Raw genomic sequence first — 17,864 nt, 5'->3', positions numbered from 1 at the left:
GCTTGTCATCGAGAAATTCTCGACCTATGTTCCGCCCGCTTTCGGGACGACCTTGATGGTGTCCCTTGACAGGCCCCTGCCGCCTTAGCTCAGTTGGTTAGAGCGCTAGATTGTGGATCTAGAGGTCCTCGGTTCGATCCCGAGAGGTGGTACCATTCTTTCCAGGCACAGGTCACTGGCTCACCCGGAGCGCTTGCAGCCTTTGAGCAATCGACTGGAACACGGCCGACAGATTGGTTGCAGTCGCCGGATAGTAGTATCCTGACCCGCTTGAGCAATCTTTGAGCATCTGGATAGTGGTCTCGTTAGTCGAATAGAGCCCGATCGTGTAGATCTGGATATTGTTCGGTTCCGCTTTTGCCGCCGCACAGGTCGCCAGGGTGCGCCGGTTCATTTCGTCCATCAGCTCTACTTCGGTCTGGCCGGGCGTGCCCAGTCGCCCTGCATTCATGCGGGTATTATTGTATGGATAACCGTAGGCCGGGAAGAAGGCCGAGCCATTCATATTGTCGCTCGGCCTGTGAAAGTTATCGCCGTCCGTCATCAGGATCATCACCTTTTGCAGATAGGGCGACGGTTGGGCGGCTTCGGTAAGTGGCTCGCCTGATGTCAGGGCATGCAGCCCCCACACCGCGCCCTGCGCGATATTGGTGCCACCCTCAGGCTGGTTGCTGTCTTCGTCCAGTGGCCTCATCGCCTCGATGGCATCGACAACGGTTTGCTTGGTGAGCGTCAGTGGCACGACGGGGTGAATGGGACAGTCCGCATTGGGGCCAGTTGCTTGGGTGCGGCTGGCTTTGGTTACCACGCCACCATCATATTTGCAGATGCGCTCCTGCATTGCCCGTCCCAGCACCTGGGGCGTCGTTTTGGTGCGTGCACTAAAATTTATCTCACTTCTCTGGGCTACCCAGGGCTCACCGGCCATCTGCGGACAGGCGGTGAGATTGTTGGTCACGGTGCCGTTAGCCGCTTTGAAGCTGTACTTCGTTGATATTTCCCCAGAGCAGGTTTGCCTCCAGGAATTGCAGCTATTATACGTCGTTACAGCAGTGCAGGTCGCAGCGGCTGTGCAAGTACCGCCCGTGTCGCTGAGGTAATTGTTGCCAAAGCCTTGTGCGTCAGGCTCATCCGGCGCGAACAGCGGCACGAATTTGGTTTCGGGCGTCGTTGGTGCCGTGTCGTTGGTATCGTACGGGCTCTGCCTGGCCTCGACGCATCCGCCCCAGCTATATGTTCCCGATAATTGATCAAACAGGGCAATTCGGTCGAAGCTGTCGATGAAGCTGGTTGCCGGATTGCCGTCATTGTCGAAATTGTCGCGCATGATGGCATTGGTGCCGGAGCGGTTGAGCCATGGCTTGTTGGCGTTTGCCGTACCCACATTGACGAACTGGGTAAACGGCACGATGCCGATCTTGACGTTTTTCTGAGCCTGCGCCGCGTCATCGCCATATAGGATACTGACGGCGTTCTGCGCGGCATTGACCAGATTGGTCATGCGGAATTGGTCCAGGCCCTGAAAATAGTCCTCCATCGAGCCCGAATTATCGAGCACCATGACCACTTCGAGTTCGCTTCTGCGCCGGGTCGATTCCGAGACAATGCGCGCGCCAAGCTCGTTTACGCCGACCAGTCCCACGAACAAGGTCGGCATTTTCATCTCGGCCTCGAGATAGAGCGATCCCTTTTCAAGATCGATGTGGGCCACATCGACATTTGCAAAAACCGCACTGTCGCCGACGCGCTCGACAACCAGTGCCCCCGCCAGCTTCTTGATCGTCGCTTCCGTAGCGTCCTCGAAAATCTCGTGGTGCAAAGCCAGCGCCGCCGCATCCAGTGCGATCTGTGCCCGGTTGCGCGTCTGCTCCAGCCGCACATAGTCGACCACGGCGCCGCCCATGGCGATCAGCACCACGGCCATCAGGCCGAACATGATTGCGAACACACCGCTCTCGTCGCGGCCAAATCGCGCGACAAGCCGAAGGAAAGGACGCATGACGCAAGCACCCGTGGGATCTGTCGCCCCACAGCGGAGCAGGCCGGAATATCGGTGATATTCCTTATTAAAAGACCACCAGGAGCCAATAAAGTTTTACCCGGCGGCAAGCACCGCTCACAATCGCGTTAGTTACGCGCCTGCCCAATACTCTAAATAACTCGGCGCTATGGAATTCCATCCATCCAATTCCCCGAATCGCGCCACCCCGCTACCCCTATGCGCCAATCATCCTCGATCAGCGGAGCCCGCCATGCCCACCGAAATCTCGCCCCAGGATGGCCTGCCGCGTTGCCCCTGGCCGGGCGATGACGCGCTCTACCGCCATTATCACGACAACGAATGGGGCCGCCCGGTCACCTCGGACACGCGCCTCTTCGAAAAGATCTGCCTCGAAGGCTTCCAGTCGGGCCTCTCCTGGATCACCATCCTGCGCAAGCGCGACCGATTCCGCGAGGTTTTCCATGGCTTCGATATCGCCAAGGTCGCCGCCATGACCCAGGCCGATATCGAGCACCTCCTGCTTGATGCCGGCATCATCCGCCATCGCGGCAAGATCGCTGCTGCCATCAACAATGCCCGGCGCACGCTGGAAATCCAGCAGGAATTCGGCTCGCTCGCCGCCTATATCTGGCGCTTCGAGCCCCAGCCGGGCCATCGCGCCGATGACTATTCCTGGTCCGCCCTCAGCGCCGTCGCCCAGACCGACGCCTCCCGCGCCCTCTCCAAGGATTTGCGCAAGCGCGGCTTCAACTTTGTCGGCCCTACCACCTGTTATGCCTTCATGCAGTCCATGGGCATGGTCAACGACCACATCGAAACCTGCTTCTGCCGCCCCGAAGTGGAAGCCGCGCGGGCGGCTTTGCAGCGCCCGGTCAGATAGCACCGGACGGTCTCACCTCTCCCCTGAGGGGCGAGGGGACGATATGGCCCCGCGTCGGTGAATGCTGCGCTCGACCCTGTTGCCCATCGGCAACACCCGACACTTTCTGCGACAACCCGCCACACCCCATATTGCGGCTCACAGGGCCGTGAGCTAGAAGCAAATTGTCCAACAACGCCAGACCAGAGGGAGGCGCTACATGAATACTGTATGTGATCTCCATCTGGGCGAACATGCGTGGCCAATGGCCCGAGGTTAACGCCTCCTTGTTGTCACCTCCGCCGGTTCTGCCGTCGCGGACACTTCCCCCCAGACCAGCATCGTAATCGGTTGAAGCCCAGGGTCTTTCCGACTCTCTGATTCCGCCCCCTCCGATGCTCCTCAACCCCAGAAGGCCGGTCCGCGTAACAGCGCTGCCGGACAAAACCATGTCCTACAATGCACTCAATGAGGGCAGCGTCGTGCTGCGCCTTGAATTCTCCATCGCCGATGCCGTCCATCAACGTGGCCTGTTCTCCGTTCTGCGCGCTGCAATTGTGGCCTGGTGGAACCGGCCCCGCATCGCACGGGCTGACCATCTGCCCGCTCGCCTGCGGGCCGATGTGGGCCTGCCGCCTGCCGACGGCTTTGACCAATGGCTGCAGCCTGGGGACAGCCCCCAGATCCCACCGCCCCTGTGGAGGCCTGGCTTGTAGCCCCAGCCCCCTCGCTTTTACCCGAAAGCGAGGGGGCACATTCCCCCGCTCTGCTGTTGCCCCTCCATGCCCGATCCGCTAACAACGGCCCGTTCCCGAAGGACTGCCCAAAATGACCGAAAAAGCCAAGCTCATCGCCCCGCGCCTGCCGCGTGGCTTCGAGGACCGTACGCCCGGCGAAATCGCTGCCGTTGGCGCCATGATCGACACGATCAGGAAAGTCTATGAGCGTTATGGCTTCGACCCGGTCGAAACCCCGTTGCTCGAACTCACCGAAACCCTCGGCAAGTTCCTGCCCGATACCGACCGGCCCAATGCCGGCGTCTTCTCCTTGCAGGACGATGACGAGCAGTGGATGAGCCTGCGCTATGATCTCACTGCGCCGCTCGCCCGTTATTTTGCCGAAAATTTCGAAACCCTGCCCAAGCCCTACCGCTCCTATCGCCAGGGCTATGTTTTCCGCAACGAAAAGCCCGGCCCCGGCCGCTTCCGTCAATTCATGCAATTCGATGCCGATACGGTCGGCGCCGGTGGCCCCGAGGCCGATGCCGAAATGTGCATGATGATGGCCGATGTCATGGATGCGCTCGGCCTGGCCGGCAAATACGTGGTCCGCGTCAACAATCGCAAAGTGCTCGATGGCGTGCTTGACGCCGCCGGCGTCACCACCGACGAGCAAAAGCTCACCGTGCTCCGCGCCATCGACAAGCTCGATAAGTTCGGCACCAATGGCGTCAAGCTGCTGCTCGGGGCCGGGCGCAAGGACGAAAGCGGCGACTTCACCAAAGGTGCCGGCCTCACCGAAGCCCAGATCGCGACCCTTGTCGGCTATATCGAAAGCGGCGTACCCGCCGATGGCGTGGAAAAGGGCAGCAATGCCCATGTCATCGCCACTATCAATGCCCTTGCTGGCCTGATCGGCGGCTCGGAAACGGGCCTGCAAGGCGTGCAGGAACTGGCCGCCATTTTTGGCCTGGTCAGTGCCGCCGGCTTTGGTGGCCGCGTCATTCTCGACCCCTCCGTCGTGCGCGGCCTCGAATATTACACCGGCCCGGTCTTCGAGATCGAACTGACCTTCAAGGTCCAGAACGAAAAGGGCCAGGACGTGGTCTTCGGCTCGGTGGGCGGCGGTGGCCGTTATGATGGCCTGGTCTCCCGCTTCCGTCGCGAACCCGTGCCCGCCACCGGCTTTTCCGTCGGCGTCTCGCGCCTGTTCAACGCGCTCAAGCTCACCGGCAATATCGCCTCGAGCGAGCCGGTCGGCCCCGTCGTCGTCCTCGTCATGGACAAGGACCAGACGCCCTCCTACCAGGCCATGGTGGCCGAGTTGCGCAATGCCGGCATCCGCGCCGAAATGTTCCTCGGCAATACCAAGAATTTCGGCAAACAGGTCTCCTATGCCGATAAGCGCAATTCGCCCGCCGTCATCATCGAAGGCAGCCAGGAGCGCGACCAGGGCATCATCCAGATCAAGGATTTGATCGCCGGGAAAGAAGCCGCCGCCGCCATCACCGACAACGCCGAATGGAAAGCCGCAAGGCCTGGCCAGTTCGAAGTCAAGCGCGGTGACTTGGTGGCCGCCATCCAGAAACTGCTGAGCGAACAATGATGCTCATCACTCTATCGCTGGCGTTGCGCTCCTTCACCTCTCCCTTTGGGGGAGAGGTCGACCCGTCAGGGTCGGGTGAGGGGGCCTTTTCTTGGTTCGCTGATCGCGGGAGGCCCCCTCACCCGGCGCGTTGCGCCGACCTCTCCCCCCAGGGAGAGGCAAGGGGAGCCACATCATGACCGGCGCCGCCCTCCGCCGCGCTAACCTCGAATCCCTGGTCGAAGCCCAGGGCGCCACCCGCGCCACTCCGCCATTGCTGCTCTCGGCCGATCCCTATTTCGATCTCGCCGGCGAGGAATTCGGCCGCCGCCTCTTGCTCACCACGGATGCCTCCGGCGCCGAATATTGCCTGCGCCCCGATTTTACCCTCCCCATCGTGGCCGATTACATCGCCAATGGCGTGGGCGAACCGGCGGCCTTCTCCTATCTCGGTGCCATCTTCCGCCAGCGCGAAACCGGCGCTGCCGAATTCGATCAGGGCGGCATTGAATTGCTCGCCCAGCGCGATGGCGATGTGGCGCTCGATCAGGTGCTCACCTTCGCCCGCGCCGCGCTCTCCATTTTCGGCGTCAGCCCCGTCGTCCGTCTGGGCGGGGTAGGGCTCTTCGAAGCGCTCCTGGCCCAGGCCGACATGCCCGATCCATGGCGCTCGCGCATCCGTCACCGTTTCGGCCATACCGAAGCGCTCGATCGCCTGCTGACCCGGCTCGAACTGGCCCCCGACCTTCCGCGCGAACAGCAGCTGTCCCGCGACGCGCTCGTGGCCGATGTTACCGAGCAAATGGTTGCCGCCGGCCTCAGCCTTTCCGAGGGCCGTACCCCCGAAGAAATCGCCGACCGCTATCTCGAACAACAGGCGCTGGACGCCGCCCACGTGCCCGCCAGCACGCTCAAATTGCTGCGCGATTACCTGGCCATTTCTGGCCCGGTCCTGCAGGCGCTAACCCGCATTGAGGGTCTTGCCGCTGAACACCGCCTCATGCTCGGGGCCCCCATCCGCGCCATTCGCCGTCATCTCAATGGCCTGGGCGAAGCGCGCGTCAGCTTCGATGCCAGCTTTTCCCCGCGGCTCGATTATTACACCGGCATCGTTTTCGAAATGACCGGGCCCAATGGCGACGTGCTGGCCTCGGGCGGCCAATATGACCGCCTGCTCGAACGCCTCGGCGCCAAAGCCCCCATCGCCGCTTCCGGCTGCGCCGTCTGGGTCGATCGCCTCGAGCAGGAGGTCCGCTCATGACCGGCATCACCCTCGCCGTCCCCTCCAAGGGCCGCCTTGAAGAACTCACCCGCGATTGGTTCGCTCAAAACGGCCTGACCATTTCCCGCCCTGGCGGCGCGCGCTCCTATCTCGGGGCCATTGAGGGGCTGCCCGACGTCACCGTGCGTTTCTTCCCCGCCTCCGAAATCGCCCGCGAACTGATCCGCGGCAATATCGATATCGGTGTCACCGGGCGCGATCTCATCCACGAAACCAGCGAAACCGGTCCCCAATCGGTCGCCTTCGCCAAGACGCTCGATTTCGGCCATGCCGATGTCGTCGTCGCCGTGCCCGATGCCTGGATCGATGTCACTCATCTGCACGATCTGGCCGATGTGGCGTCCGATTTCCGCTCGCGCCACGGCCGCTGGCTGCGCATTGCCACCAAATATATCACCATCACCCGCCAGCATTTCGCCAAGGCCGGCATTGCCGAATATCGTACCGTCGAAAGCCTGGGCGCCACCGAAGCGGCCCCCGCTTCGGGCGTTGCCGATATCGTGGTCGATATCACCACCACCGGCTCGACCCTGGCCGCCAACAATCTGCGCGTCCTCGAAGATGGCGTCATGCTGCAAAGCCAGGCCTGCCTGATCGTCTCGCGCACTGCCGGCTGGTCGCCCGAGCGCCGCGCCAGCATGCAATCGCTGCTGACTCGCCTATCGGCGGAAACCAGTTTCTGATCGGGGCAGGCAGATGGATTGGCTCTTTCTCCTCCCGCTCGCCCTGATTGGCCTCTCGGCCTGGTCCGTCGTCCGGAAGCGCCGTGGCCGTATCAACCGGCGCCGCCTCTCGCGCAGTTCCGGCGATTCCGGCTCAAGCTATGGCGACAATGGAGCCAGCCCCGATGGCAGCGATCGCCACCACGGCGATGGTCATTCCAGCTACGACAGCGGCGGAGATAGTGGTGGCGGTGGAGATGGCGGGGGCGGCGGCGACTAAGCCAGCTTGCCGGCTGCCGCTATTTGCCCCACAACACGCCGCCGCTCCCGACCCACCAGGCCCGACATGATTTCCGACCCACTGATTCTCCTCGCGCTGGCTGCGGTCGGCATGCTGGCCGGTTTTGTCGATGCCATTGCCGGCGGCGGCGGCATGGTCGGCATTCCCGCGCTCCTGGCAGCCGGCCTGCCGCCGGTCGCGGCCCTTGCCACCAACAAGCTGCAGGGCGTGGTCGGCACCGCCATGGCCACCTTCACCTATTGGCGCCGCGGCTTCATCGCGTTCAAGACGCTGCTCCCCGCCATCGCGCTCACCTTCGCCGGCAGCTTCTGCGGCGCCTTGGCGGTCAAGCAGCTCGATACCAGCCTGCTGACCCTGGCTGTGCCCATCGCGCTGATCGGCATCGCGCTCTACTTCGTCTTCGCGCCAAACCTGTCCGATGCCGATAAGGCCGCGCGCCTGCCCTTTGCCCGCTTCGTGCCGCTCATGGGCCTGGTCATCGGCTTTTACGACGGCATTTTCGGCCCCGGCACCGGTTCGTTCTTCACTATCGGCTTCGTCACCCTGTTCGGCCTCGGGCTCACCCGCGCCTCGGGCCACACCAAGGCGCTGAACCTGGTGTCCAATCTTGCGGCGCTGGTCATTTTCATCCCGGCCGGTGACGTGGTCTGGCCCGCCGCCATCGCCATGGCGATCGGCCAATTGGCCGGCGGCTATATCGGCGCCCGCACCGGCATCCGCTACGGCGCCAAGGTCATCCGGCCCGTCGTCGCAATAGTGTCGATCGCCCTGGCGCTGAAGCTGATCTTTTTCCGCTGATCTTCACCTCTCCCTTTGGGGGAGAGGTCGGCCCCTTTGGCCGGGTGAGGGGGCCTTTCCCATGCCAAGCATCACCTGAATATTGACCGGTCCTAAGGTGTATTAGCTTCGCGCGACTTGATCCGGTCGAGCCCCAGATAGTGCTCGCGCAGCACCACGAATATGCCCGAGCAAACCACGATCGAGGCGCCGATCATCATCATCAGCGTGGGAATATCACCAAAAATCACATAGCCGATAATCAGGCTCAGCAGCAGCGAGGTATATTCAAACGGCGCGATGACCGACAGGTCCGCATAGCGATAGCAGGCCGTGAGCAGAATCTGTGCGATACCGCCCGCTATCCCGGCCGTGACCAGCAATGCCGCCTGCTGCGGATTGGGCCAGACCCAGCCAAAGGGCGCGGTCAGCAGCGAGAGCAGGCTCGCCGTGACGAAGAAATATAGCACAATGGCTTCGGTGCGCTCGGTCTGCACCAGGCGGCGCACCTGCAGCATGGCAAAGGCGCTGAGAAATGCCGCGCCGAGGGCCGCGATGACACCCAGCGTTTCCTCGGCGCCCAGGCCTGCGGGATGGGTCAACAGCGTCAGCCGCGGCCACAGCATGATGCCGACGCCCGCGAGCCCGACAATGACCGCCGTCCAGCGATAGATGAACACGCGTTCCTTGAGCAGCAGCGCGCCCAAAATGACCAGCAGCAGCGGCGAGGCATAGCCAATGGCAGTGGATTCGGGCAGCGGCAGCTTGGTCAGCCCGAAAAAGCCCAGCCCCATCGAGGCCACCCCGATCAGCCCCCGCAGCACATGCCCCAGCGGATTGGCGGTCTTGAGGCCGGCAACGAGCTGGCGTTTCCACACCAGCCAGCCGATCACCGGAATAATGGCAAAGAGCGAGCGATAGAACACCAGCTGGCCGGCCGGAATGCCTTCGGCCGCCTTCAGGCAGGTGGCCATGATGACAAAAATGCAGACCGAAGCGATCTTGAGCCCGATGCCGCGCAGCGGACGTGTGCCACCGGCGTGAGCGGAAGGGGCACTGGCGGCTTTCGGAACGGTCACGAAACTCTCGTGCTGCCAGGGCAGCGTTGGGCCGGCCTTTTAGCCGGCGGTCTGCTCTAGCTTTTCCTTGGCGATACGCGCGGTAGCGAAAGCCTTGTGCTCGGGGCCCACAGCGCTACCGGTCTTGATGACCTTGGCGTCGGCGTCGTGAATCTCCCAGTGCCAGTTTGCATTGGGGCCGCTGCCGCCCTTGAGGCGCAGCTTGATGGCGAGGGGTGCGGTGAATTGGGTCATGGCCGTCTTATGCAGCAGGTGGCGGCGAGGGGGAAGAGGGTTTTTGGCGATTTGGCCTCTACACGTCGCTGCGCCTGTATTCGATGCGATCGCCCCAAAAGGCCAGATAGTCGCGGATCGGTTCGACCAGCGGGCAAGGGTCGGGATAATACCAGGCTTGGTCCGGCCCGGTCGCGGTCAGTGTCTTGAGCGTATAATAGGACGCTTCCCCCTTATAGGGGCACACCGTCTTGGTTTCCGAGGCTTCCAGAATCCCCGGCTGCACATCCTCGCGCGGCAGATAGATCCGCAGCGGCGCACCCGGCTCGTCCAGTTCAAGCGCATTGAGCGAACTGGCAATCTCGGCGCCGTCATAAATGACATGCACCCGGCCCTGTGCCGGTCTGATCTTGATATCCTTGTCGAGGCATTGGCTTGCCATGAGGCGTCTCCTGTTACCCTATCCCAACGCAGCAATTTGGCCTGGGTTGCGATAGAAGCACCACCCCGGCCTACTGCCGGGTGATCGAGACGTTGGTGAATTGCACACCCTCGTCACCACGGATTTCCAGCGTCACATTGCGCGCCCCGACATTCCAGCCAGCAGTGGTGTCGAAGGCGAAGGGCGCGGAGCCCTGGGCCGAGCCCAGCAGCGCGCCATCAAACCACAGCTCCACATTGCCCGAGCCGCTCAACTCCCCCTCGACATGGGTAATGGCGGTACGTGGCAGTTCCAGCAGCGAAACACTCCGGCCCGAAACCCCGGGCACTGGCCCCTCGAAATGGAAATTGGTCGCCGCCAGGATTTGCAGGTCGGGAATTTCCACCAGTCCATTGCGGTGGATATCGACCTTCTCGGCCAGTGTCACGCTGTCGAACAATGGCGACAGATACGCAATCGCCGCCTGCGGATCACTGGTGCGGGTGACGAAATAGCCGCTCCGCCCGGCCAGGTCCGCCAGGTCCACATTGAAGGCGATATTGCGCGGATCCTCGCCAATGCAGGGCAGCGGCACGCGGCCGGCGGTCTGCGCGTCCAGATACCCGCAATCGATCCAGTTGAGGCTGCCCACAAACGTAGCGGGATTGGCAAAGGCACCGAGCCGGTCGAGCGCTTCGCCCACCTCGGTCCAGGCCATTTGCGGCACGGTGGGGTCCTCCCATTGGCCCGGAAATGCCTGCCGCGCCCAGCCCGTCGCCGCATGGCTCAGCAGCGCCCCGATCAGCAGCACGGTAACAGCCACGGTCGCGCCCAGCCACGAGCGGATCAGCCATGCGTGGCGGCGCGCGATGACGGCGGTGGCGGCTGCGAGGATGATGAACAGCGACATATAGCCTGGCGCCTGCCAGTGAAAATGGAACTGGGTATCCGACCACAGGGCGACGAGCGTGAAGAAGATCACCGGCGGCACACCGATATAGGCCAGCAGCGCGGCAGCGCCCGGTACACTGCCTTCCGGATATTGCGCACGTGGTCCGGCAAAAATGGCGCGCAGCCCAACCCAGATAGCCGGCAGCGCCAGCCATGGCACGATATACAGCAATTGCCCCACGATCATGCGGATCAGCCGCGCCCAGTCCCAGCCTTCCTCGGCCAGCGCCCGCCCGCCCTGGAAGGCGAAGGACACCCAGTGGTTCTGTGCATTCCAGATCGGCACCGGCAGGAAGATGACCAGCGCCAGGAGCGCTGCGGCATAGGGCGCCGGATGGGCAAACCAGCGGCGCGCATTGGCGTTGGCCAGCATGAAAATAGCCGCGCCCAGCCCGATAAAGGCGCCATGATATTTCGACAGCAGCGTCAGCCCCAGCCATAGCCCGGCCAGCAGCCAACTGCGCCAGGGCCGCTCTCCACCTTGCCCGCAGAAAATATCGACCAGCACCAGACACGTGGCCGCCCAGAACAGCATCATCGGCGCATCTGGTTGCAGCCAGCTGCCCACCGAGAGCGAAAAGATCGCCGAGGCATTCAGGATCAGCACGGCATAAAAGCCTGCCCAGCCCGAATGCACCCGCTCGCCCAGCCGGTACACCAGCCACGAGGTCACCACGAACATCAGCACAAACGGCAGCCGCAGCACCCACACCGCTTCCGAGCCGGTCAGTTGCATGGTCGCCCAGATGATCCACAGCGACAGCGGCGGTTGGTCGAAATAGCTCAGATGCAGCTCGCGGGCGCTGCTGACATAATAGGCCTCCCCCGTGCCCAGCCCGATGGTCGTCGCCCCCCACAGCCGCAGCACCAGCGCAACGCCGATTAGAACAAGCGCCCAAACCGCTGGATTGGCGGACGAGCGGGGAGAAACATCGGTGCTGGCCATGACGCGTCCAAATACCTGGGAAAATCGGCCCTTGTGGTATAGCGGCGATGGCTAGGCGGCAATGGTTTGATTTTAGGGTGGCAGAGCTGACGGCCACATTTCACACGCCCACGGTGTCACCCCGGCCTGCGCCGGGGTGACTTCGAGTTTTGGGATGGCTGTCGTGATAAATTCACTGTCGCGGACTAGGCAAAGTTTGCTTTCGGCCGGGTGCGTTTGTCTTGACTCCGCAAAGCCCCCCTCCTATATCCACGGCACCCTGTTAGCACTCTCCGATATCGAGTGCTAACAGGTCCGATATTGCATTGAAATTGATGCCATAGGAGCAATCATGAGCTTCCGTCCTCTGCACGACCGCGTGGTCGTCCGTCGCCTCGACAGCGAAGAAAAGACTAAAGGCGGGATCATCATCCCCGACACCGCCAAGGAAAAGCCCTCCGAGGGCGTGATCGTCTCCGTAGGCCCCGGCGCCCGTGACGACGCTGGCAAGACCGTGGCGCTCGACGTCAAGGCCGGCGACCGCGTGCTGTTCGGCAAGTGGAGCGGCACCGAGGTCAAGGTCGACGGCGAAGACCTGCTGATCATGAAAGAATCCGACATCATGGGCATCATCGAAGGCTAATCCCTTCTGTTGCCCATTCTTTTTGTCCGAATTTAAGGAGCGCCTCACATGGCCGCTAAAGAAGTCAAATTCTCGACCGATGCCCGCGACAAGATGCTGCGCGGCGTCAACATCCTGGCAAATGCCGTCAAGGTAACGCTCGGCCCCAAGGGTCGTAACGTCGTTATCGAAAAGTCCTTCGGCGCCCCGCGCATCACCAAGGACGGCGTGACCGTCGCCAAGGAAATCGAACTGGAAGACAAGTTCGAAAACCTGGGCGCCCAGCTGCTGCGTTCGGTCGCTTCCAAGACCAATGACATTGCCGGCGACGGCACCACCACCGCGACCGTTCTGGGTCAGGCCATCGTTGTCGAAGGCGTCAAGGCTGTTGCCGCCGGCTTCAACCCGATGGACCTCAAGCGCGGTATCGATCTGGCTGTTGACGAAGTCGTGGCTTCGCTCAAGGCTGCTTCCTCCAAGATCAAGTCGTCTTCGGAAGTCGCTCAGGTCGGCACCATCTCGGCTAACGGCGAATCCGCCATCGGCGACATGATTGCCGAAGCCATGCAAAAGGTCGGCAACGAGGGTGTGATCACCGTCGAGGAAGCCAAGACCGCCGAGACCGAGCTCGATGTCGTTGAAGGCATGCAGTTCGACCGCGGCTACCTCAGCCCCTACTTCGTGACCAATGCCGAGAAGATGACCGCGGTTCTCGAAGATCCCGTGATCCTTCTGCACGAGAAGAAGCTGAGCAATCTCCAGGCCATCCTGCCGATCCTCGAATCGGTTGTGCAGAGCCAGCGCCCGCTGCTGATCATTGCCGAAGACATTGAAGGTGAGGCTCTTGCGACCCTCGTCGTCAACCGTCTGCGTGGCGGCCTCAAGGTTGCTGCCGTCAAGGCTCCGGGTTTCGGCGATCGCCGCAAGGCCATGCTGGAAGACATTGCCATCCTGACCGGTGGCCAGGTGATTTCCGAAGATCTCGGCATCAAGCTCGAGAACGTGACCATCGACATGCTGGGCACTGCCAAGCGCGTTGAAATCACCAAGGAAAACACCACCATCGTCGATGGTGCCGGCACCAAGGAAGACATCCAGGGTCGCGTTGGCCAGATCAAGGCGCAGATCGAAGAAACCACTTCGGACTACGACAAGGAAAAGCTGCAGGAACGCCTGGCCAAGCTCGCCGGTGGCGTTGCAGTGATCAAGGTTGGCGGCTCGACGGAAGTCGAAGTCAAGGAGCGCAAGGACCGCGTCGACGATGCGCTGAACGCCACCCGCGCTGCCGTTGAAGAAGGCATTGTTGCTGGTGGTGGCGTTGCGCTGCTGCGTGCTTCGAACGCCATGACCGTCAAGGGCGCCAATGCCGATCAGGCTGCTGGTATCGCCATCGTCAAGCGCGCTCTGCAGGAGCCCGTGCGCACGATCGCCAACAATGCCGGTGCCGAAGGCTCCGTCGTCGTCGGCAAGATCCTCGAGAATGCCTCGCTGACCTTCGGCTACAATGCCGCGACCGGCGAATATGGTGATCTCGTTGCCCTCGGCGTTATCGATCCGGTCAAGGTGGTTCGCACCGCGCTCCAGGACGCAGCTTCGGTTGCGTCGCTCCTGATCACCACCGAAGCGCTCATCGTTGAAGCCCCCAAGGACGCAGCACCGGCAATGCCGGGTGGCGGCGGCGGCATGGGCGGCATGGGTGGCATGGATTTCTAATCCAGCCTCATCCCGAGCTACGAAGTCTCGTTACTTCCCAGTCACGGACTTTGCAGGAGGCGCGGTGGAAACACCGCGCCTTTTTCGTTGTCGGCAATGCCGCCCGATGGCAAAACGGAGAAAAGGGAGCCGATCATGACACGACCACCCATGCGCCGCGGCGGCAGCGCCCTCGATCAGGCCGAAGCCGCCTTCAAGGCGGTAACCAGCAAGCCGGCCAAAGCCGCGCCCGCGCCAAAGACGATAACCCCGCCCAGCGGCAAGGAACTGGTCTCGCTGCGCCTCGACCGCGATGTGCTGGAGCATTTCCAGGAAGACGGTCCCGGCTGGCAAGACCGCATCAACGCCGCCCTGCGGGCGAGCGCTGGGCTGGAATAGCGTTTGGCGCTAAGCCGCGCCGGCCACGCCCATTTCCGCCCAGCCTTGCCGCTTGCGATAGATGGTCGATGGGCTGATTTCCAGCGCCGCTGCTGCCAGCGAGACATTGCCGCCAAAGCTGGCAATCGCGTCTTCGATAATGCGCTGTTCCTGCTGCCACATCGGCAGGATCGCCGGCCGCCGCCCTACCAAGGGTGTCGATACGGCCATCGTGCCGCGCGATTCCACATCGGCCGCTGACAGCATCGCGGCGGTGATTTCCCCGCCGTCGAACATCACCACCAGTCGCCGCACCAGGTTCTGCAATTGCCGCACATTGCCCGGCCAGTTCGCCGCCGCCAGCACCGCACCGGCCTCGCTCGTAAAGCCCGAAAAGCCCTTGTGCTCTTCCCGCCCGTAATGCTCGAGGAAATGCCGCGCCAGCACCATGATATCGGTCGGCCGCTGCCGCAGTGGCGGCAGATGAATAGGCAGCACATGCAGCCGGTAGAACAGGTCCTCGCGGAACTTTTTCTCCGAAATCAGCTGCATCGGGTTGCGATTGGTGGCGCAGATCACCCGCACATCCACCCGCCGCACGCCCGATTCGCCGACCCGGCTCAAGGTCCCGGTTTGCAGGAATCGCAGCAGCTTGGATTGCAACGACAGGTCCATTTCCCCGATTTCATCGAGAAACAGCGTGCCGCCATCGGCCAGTTCGGCCGCGCCCTTGCGGTCCTCATGCGCGCCGGTAAAGGCGCCCCGCGCCACGCCGAACAATTCGCTTTCCATCAGATCGCGCGGAATGGCCGCGCAATTGATCGCCACCATGCGTTTGCCGGCCCGCGGCCCTTCGGCGTGCAGCGCCTCGGCGCACACATCCTTGCCCGTGCCGCTTTCGCCAGTGATGAAGACCGGGGCTGACGATGTGGCGATCCGCCCGATCTGCTCATAAACGAACTGCATGGCGCTCGAGGCGCCGATAAATCCGGCATAATCGGCCATTCGCCCGCCACTATTGGCCTCAAGGCTGAGCGCGCGGCCCTTGCCATGCCGCTCGGCCAATTCGCCGATCTTGGCGGCCAGCGCCGGCCCGGTCACGGGCTTGGCCATGTAATCATGCGCCCCGGCACGCATCGCGCCCACCGCCGCCGAAACAGATGCCCCGTCCGATAGCGCCAGCATTAGCGCGCCATTGGCCAGCCGCGTCATCCGCGCCACGGCCTCATCGCTCCGCTCATCCAGGTCGCCCAGGCTCGACAGATCTGCCAATACAATATCGAAACGTCCCTCACGCAGGGCCTCGGCCGCCTGCCGTCCGGATGCGGCCAGGGTGATTCGCGGTGCCGTGACCAGGTTCTGCGCCAGGCCTTCGGCGGTGAGCTGCGCGGCGGCCGCGTCGCGCTCGACCAGCAGCAAACGGCCCTGCGACATGCTGTCGCTTCGAGTGTGCATCGCCATACGGCCGGTCCTTTAAACGTCAAATCCGCCCGGCTTCTGCGCGCCGGCATGGCGCCCATCTCCGGTGTTGCCCCGATTGTTGGTCAACAGGGTAAATAAACCGTATTCGAGCATGTCGTTTCGGTGCTTGATCGCCGCACGCACACACGGTTAAGTCGCCGCCATGGAAGACCAATCTCCCATCGATATGTTCGAGCCCATCAGCCGCGGCGTTGCCCAGGCCGGGGTGCGCATCGCCAATGAACGGGCGGTGCTGACGCTGGTCGCCATTTTCCCCGGTCTGTCCAATGCCGATCTGGCCCGGCGCACCGGGCTCGGGCCCCAAACTACCTCCCGCATTGTCTCCGATCTCGAAGCCCGCTCCATGGTGATGCGCGGCGAGGTGCTGCGCGGCCGCCGCGGCCAGCCGGCCACCCCCATTTTTCTCAATCCGCGCGGCGCCTATTGCATTGGCGTGGAAATCGGCTGGCACCACCGCGAAGTCCTGCTCTACGATCTGGCCGGGCGCACTCTCGCCACCCTGCGGTCCAGCTACGAATATCCCGACGCAACCACGATTTTCGCCGATATCGCGGCTGATATACAAATCATGCGCGACGCCATGGCCCCCCAGGACCATGACCGGCTGGTCGGCATCGGCCTTGCCACGCCCACCTTCATCCACGGCAGTATCGTCCGCATCGGCGGTCCCCCCGAACAGGTCGAGCTCTGGCGCAGCACCGATGCGGCCGCCCGCCTGGCCTCGGCCACTGGCCTGCCCACCAATTGGTTCAACGATGGCAGCGCCGCCTGCTGGGCCGAAATTCTGGCCCAGCCGCTGCCGCGCCCCACCACCTTTGCCTATTTCCAGGTCGGCACCTTTGTCGGTGCCGGCATCGTCATGAATGGCGCATTGTGGGAGGACCCTTCCGGCAATGCCGCCGATCTGGGCAGTGTCATCGTCGCCGGCCCCGACGGTGCCCCCACCTATGCCCATATGGTGGCCTCGCTCTATGCGCTGGATCGGCGCCTGATCGAGGCCGGAATGCGCCGCCCGCCCGGCTTCCCGCAGGATTGGGATTGGGCTGCGCTCGAGCCCGTCGCCTCCGCCTGGATCGATGAGGCCGGCCGGGCCCTGGCCACCGCCGTGCTCAGCACCCGCGCCATGATCGATATCGAAAAGGCCGTGATCGACGGGGTCATTCCCCGCGCCATCCTGACCCGCCTGCTCGAGCGGACCACGCATTATCTGTCCCAGATTCCCAATCTGGTGCGTCCGCGCCCGCGTGTCGAGCCGGGCGTCCAGGCCAGTTCTGCCGCCGCCACCGGCGCCGCCCAGCTCCACCTCTACCGCCGCTATTTCTCCCGCAGCTGGCATCTGCTGGTTACCTGACGCGTCGGCCCTGGTCGCGGAGAGATCCCTCCCCCTATCAGGGGGAGGTTAGGAGGGGGTATCCCCTGCAAAACCTAGCTATGCCGCTTTTGCCCGGGGGAGGGCGATGCTAGAAGGGGAAGCCGAATCCCGGCGCGTGGAAAGGGTTCAGGTCCGCCCGTGCAGGCACTGGTTTACACATTCATCGGGTTTGCAGCGGCCGGCATTGGCGCCATCGCCTATTTCGGCCTGACGTTCACCCCGGCCGAAGCAATTCTCGCCGCGGTGGTCTTTGGCTGCGTCTGCGTGGTCCTGCTCGAACGCAGCCTGCGCCAGCGTGCCGAACGCCGGCTCGAAAAAGCCATTGAAGATCTCTCGCGCCTCCTCGCCACCGACGCCCAGGCCGGCGCCGTGCTGGGCCAGCGCATCAATGCGCTGACAGATCTGGATGCCGGGGGGCGCCTTGAAGGCGTCGAGGCCGATATTTCCGTTCTGGGCACCGTCATCCGCCAGGTCGCCGAGGCCGTCGCTGAAATCGAGGAACGCGCCGCCCGCCCCGGTCCCGGCCGCCGCCACATCGGCCC

The 17,864-nt window shown here is 63.1% G+C and carries 18 protein-coding genes and 1 tRNA gene; 13 read left to right on the top strand and 6 right to left on the bottom strand.

What is annotated here, in order from left to right; genetic code table 11:
- Positions 1 to 78: 78 nt before the first annotated feature.
- Positions 79 to 155 (top strand) — tRNA-His (locus FF80_RS09080).
- Between the two features lie 17 nt (positions 156 to 172).
- Here FF80_RS09080 and FF80_RS09075 read toward each other — a convergent pair.
- Positions 173 to 1,999, bottom strand: a complete 1,827-nt coding sequence (locus FF80_RS09075; RefSeq protein WP_052153344.1) for a TadE/TadG family type IV pilus assembly protein — start codon at positions 1,997 to 1,999, stop codon at positions 173 to 175.
- A 253-nt stretch (positions 2,000 to 2,252) separates the two neighbouring features.
- Here FF80_RS09075 and FF80_RS09070 point away from each other — a divergent pair, with 253 nt between their 5' ends.
- From FF80_RS09070 to FF80_RS09040, 7 genes are all read left to right on the top strand, one after another.
- The gene (locus FF80_RS09070; RefSeq protein WP_035099537.1) at positions 2,253 to 2,882 is read left to right on the top strand and encodes a DNA-3-methyladenine glycosylase I; all 630 of its coding nucleotides are present in this window, start codon (positions 2,253 to 2,255) and stop codon (positions 2,880 to 2,882) included.
- Positions 2,883 to 3,310: 428 nt separating this feature from the next.
- Positions 3,311 to 3,577, top strand: a complete 267-nt coding sequence (locus FF80_RS09065) for a hypothetical protein (protein WP_035099535.1) — start codon at positions 3,311 to 3,313, stop codon at positions 3,575 to 3,577.
- A gap of 112 nt (positions 3,578 to 3,689) precedes the next feature.
- Positions 3,690 to 5,186, top strand: a complete 1,497-nt coding sequence (gene hisS / locus FF80_RS09060) for a histidine--tRNA ligase (RefSeq protein ID WP_035099533.1) — start codon at positions 3,690 to 3,692, stop codon at positions 5,184 to 5,186.
- Between the two features lie 175 nt (positions 5,187 to 5,361).
- Positions 5,362 to 6,426, top strand: a complete 1,065-nt coding sequence (locus tag FF80_RS09055) for an ATP phosphoribosyltransferase regulatory subunit (RefSeq protein WP_052153343.1) — start codon at positions 5,362 to 5,364, stop codon at positions 6,424 to 6,426.
- Entirely contained in the window at positions 6,423 to 7,130 is a 708-nt protein-coding gene (gene hisG, locus FF80_RS09050; protein ID WP_035099531.1) for an ATP phosphoribosyltransferase, read from the top strand. Before FF80_RS09055 ends, hisG begins: the two co-directional genes overlap by 4 nt.
- Before the next feature lie 13 nt (positions 7,131 to 7,143).
- Positions 7,144 to 7,389, top strand: coding sequence for a hypothetical protein (locus FF80_RS09045; RefSeq protein WP_035099529.1), 246 nt, complete (start codon positions 7,144 to 7,146; stop codon positions 7,387 to 7,389).
- Between the two features lie 66 nt (positions 7,390 to 7,455).
- Positions 7,456 to 8,208, top strand: a complete 753-nt coding sequence (locus FF80_RS09040) for a TSUP family transporter (protein WP_035099526.1) — start codon at positions 7,456 to 7,458, stop codon at positions 8,206 to 8,208.
- A 92-nt stretch (positions 8,209 to 8,300) separates the two neighbouring features.
- On the opposite strand, the gene FF80_RS09035 is transcribed toward FF80_RS09040, so the two are convergent.
- The 4 genes from FF80_RS09035 to FF80_RS09020 form a co-directional block, all read right to left on the bottom strand.
- Complete coding sequence (locus tag FF80_RS09035; protein ID WP_035099523.1) at positions 8,301 to 9,266, bottom strand: DMT family transporter; 966 nt, start codon at positions 9,264 to 9,266, stop codon at positions 8,301 to 8,303.
- A 39-nt stretch (positions 9,267 to 9,305) separates the two neighbouring features.
- Entirely contained in the window at positions 9,306 to 9,500 is a 195-nt protein-coding gene (locus FF80_RS09030; protein WP_035099521.1) for a hypothetical protein, read from the bottom strand.
- 58 nt (positions 9,501 to 9,558) lie between these two features.
- Positions 9,559 to 9,921 carry a DUF427 domain-containing protein gene (locus FF80_RS09025; RefSeq protein ID WP_035099519.1) on the bottom strand — a complete coding sequence of 121 codons (363 nt, stop codon included), beginning with the start codon at positions 9,919 to 9,921 and terminating at the stop codon, positions 9,559 to 9,561.
- Between the two features lie 70 nt (positions 9,922 to 9,991).
- On the bottom strand, positions 9,992 to 11,797 hold the full coding sequence (locus tag FF80_RS09020; RefSeq protein WP_035099516.1) for a glycosyltransferase family 39 protein: 1,806 nt from the start codon (positions 11,795 to 11,797) through the stop codon (positions 9,992 to 9,994).
- Positions 11,798 to 12,128: 331 nt separating this feature from the next.
- On the opposite strand from FF80_RS09020, the gene FF80_RS09015 reads away from it, so the two are divergent.
- The 3 genes from FF80_RS09015 (at position 12,129) to FF80_RS09005 (ending at position 14,489) form a co-directional block, all read left to right on the top strand.
- Positions 12,129 to 12,419, top strand: coding sequence for a co-chaperone GroES (locus tag FF80_RS09015; protein WP_035099513.1), 291 nt, complete (start codon positions 12,129 to 12,131; stop codon positions 12,417 to 12,419).
- A gap of 48 nt (positions 12,420 to 12,467) precedes the next feature.
- Positions 12,468 to 14,111, top strand: coding sequence for a chaperonin GroEL (gene groL / locus FF80_RS09010; protein ID WP_035099511.1), 1,644 nt, complete (start codon positions 12,468 to 12,470; stop codon positions 14,109 to 14,111).
- A gap of 135 nt (positions 14,112 to 14,246) precedes the next feature.
- Positions 14,247 to 14,489 carry a BrnA antitoxin family protein gene (locus FF80_RS09005; protein ID WP_035099644.1) on the top strand — a complete coding sequence of 81 codons (243 nt, stop codon included), beginning with the start codon at positions 14,247 to 14,249 and terminating at the stop codon, positions 14,487 to 14,489.
- 9 nt (positions 14,490 to 14,498) lie between these two features.
- On the opposite strand, the gene FF80_RS09000 is transcribed toward FF80_RS09005, so the two are convergent.
- Positions 14,499 to 15,902 carry a sigma-54 dependent transcriptional regulator gene (locus tag FF80_RS09000; protein WP_035099508.1) on the bottom strand — a complete coding sequence of 468 codons (1,404 nt, stop codon included), beginning with the start codon at positions 15,900 to 15,902 and terminating at the stop codon, positions 14,499 to 14,501.
- A 190-nt stretch (positions 15,903 to 16,092) separates the two neighbouring features.
- Between FF80_RS09000 and FF80_RS08995 the strand changes: the two genes are divergently transcribed.
- Both FF80_RS08995 and FF80_RS08990 read left to right on the top strand, forming a co-directional pair.
- Positions 16,093 to 17,301: an ROK family transcriptional regulator gene (locus FF80_RS08995; RefSeq protein ID WP_035099506.1), complete on the top strand. Its 1,209-nt coding sequence runs from the start codon at positions 16,093 to 16,095 to the stop codon at positions 17,299 to 17,301.
- A 159-nt stretch (positions 17,302 to 17,460) separates the two neighbouring features.
- On the top strand, positions 17,461 to 17,864 hold a 404-nt coding region (locus FF80_RS08990; protein WP_035099504.1), incomplete at its 3' end, for a hypothetical protein.

Origin of the sequence: Devosia sp. LC5 (assembly GCF_000735585.1) — a bacterium.
In the GTDB taxonomy this organism is placed as follows: Bacteria; Pseudomonadota; Alphaproteobacteria; order Rhizobiales; family Devosiaceae; genus Devosia.
Note: the sequence above shows the minus strand (reverse complement) of the source record. Positions and strands in the feature narration are given on the sequence as shown.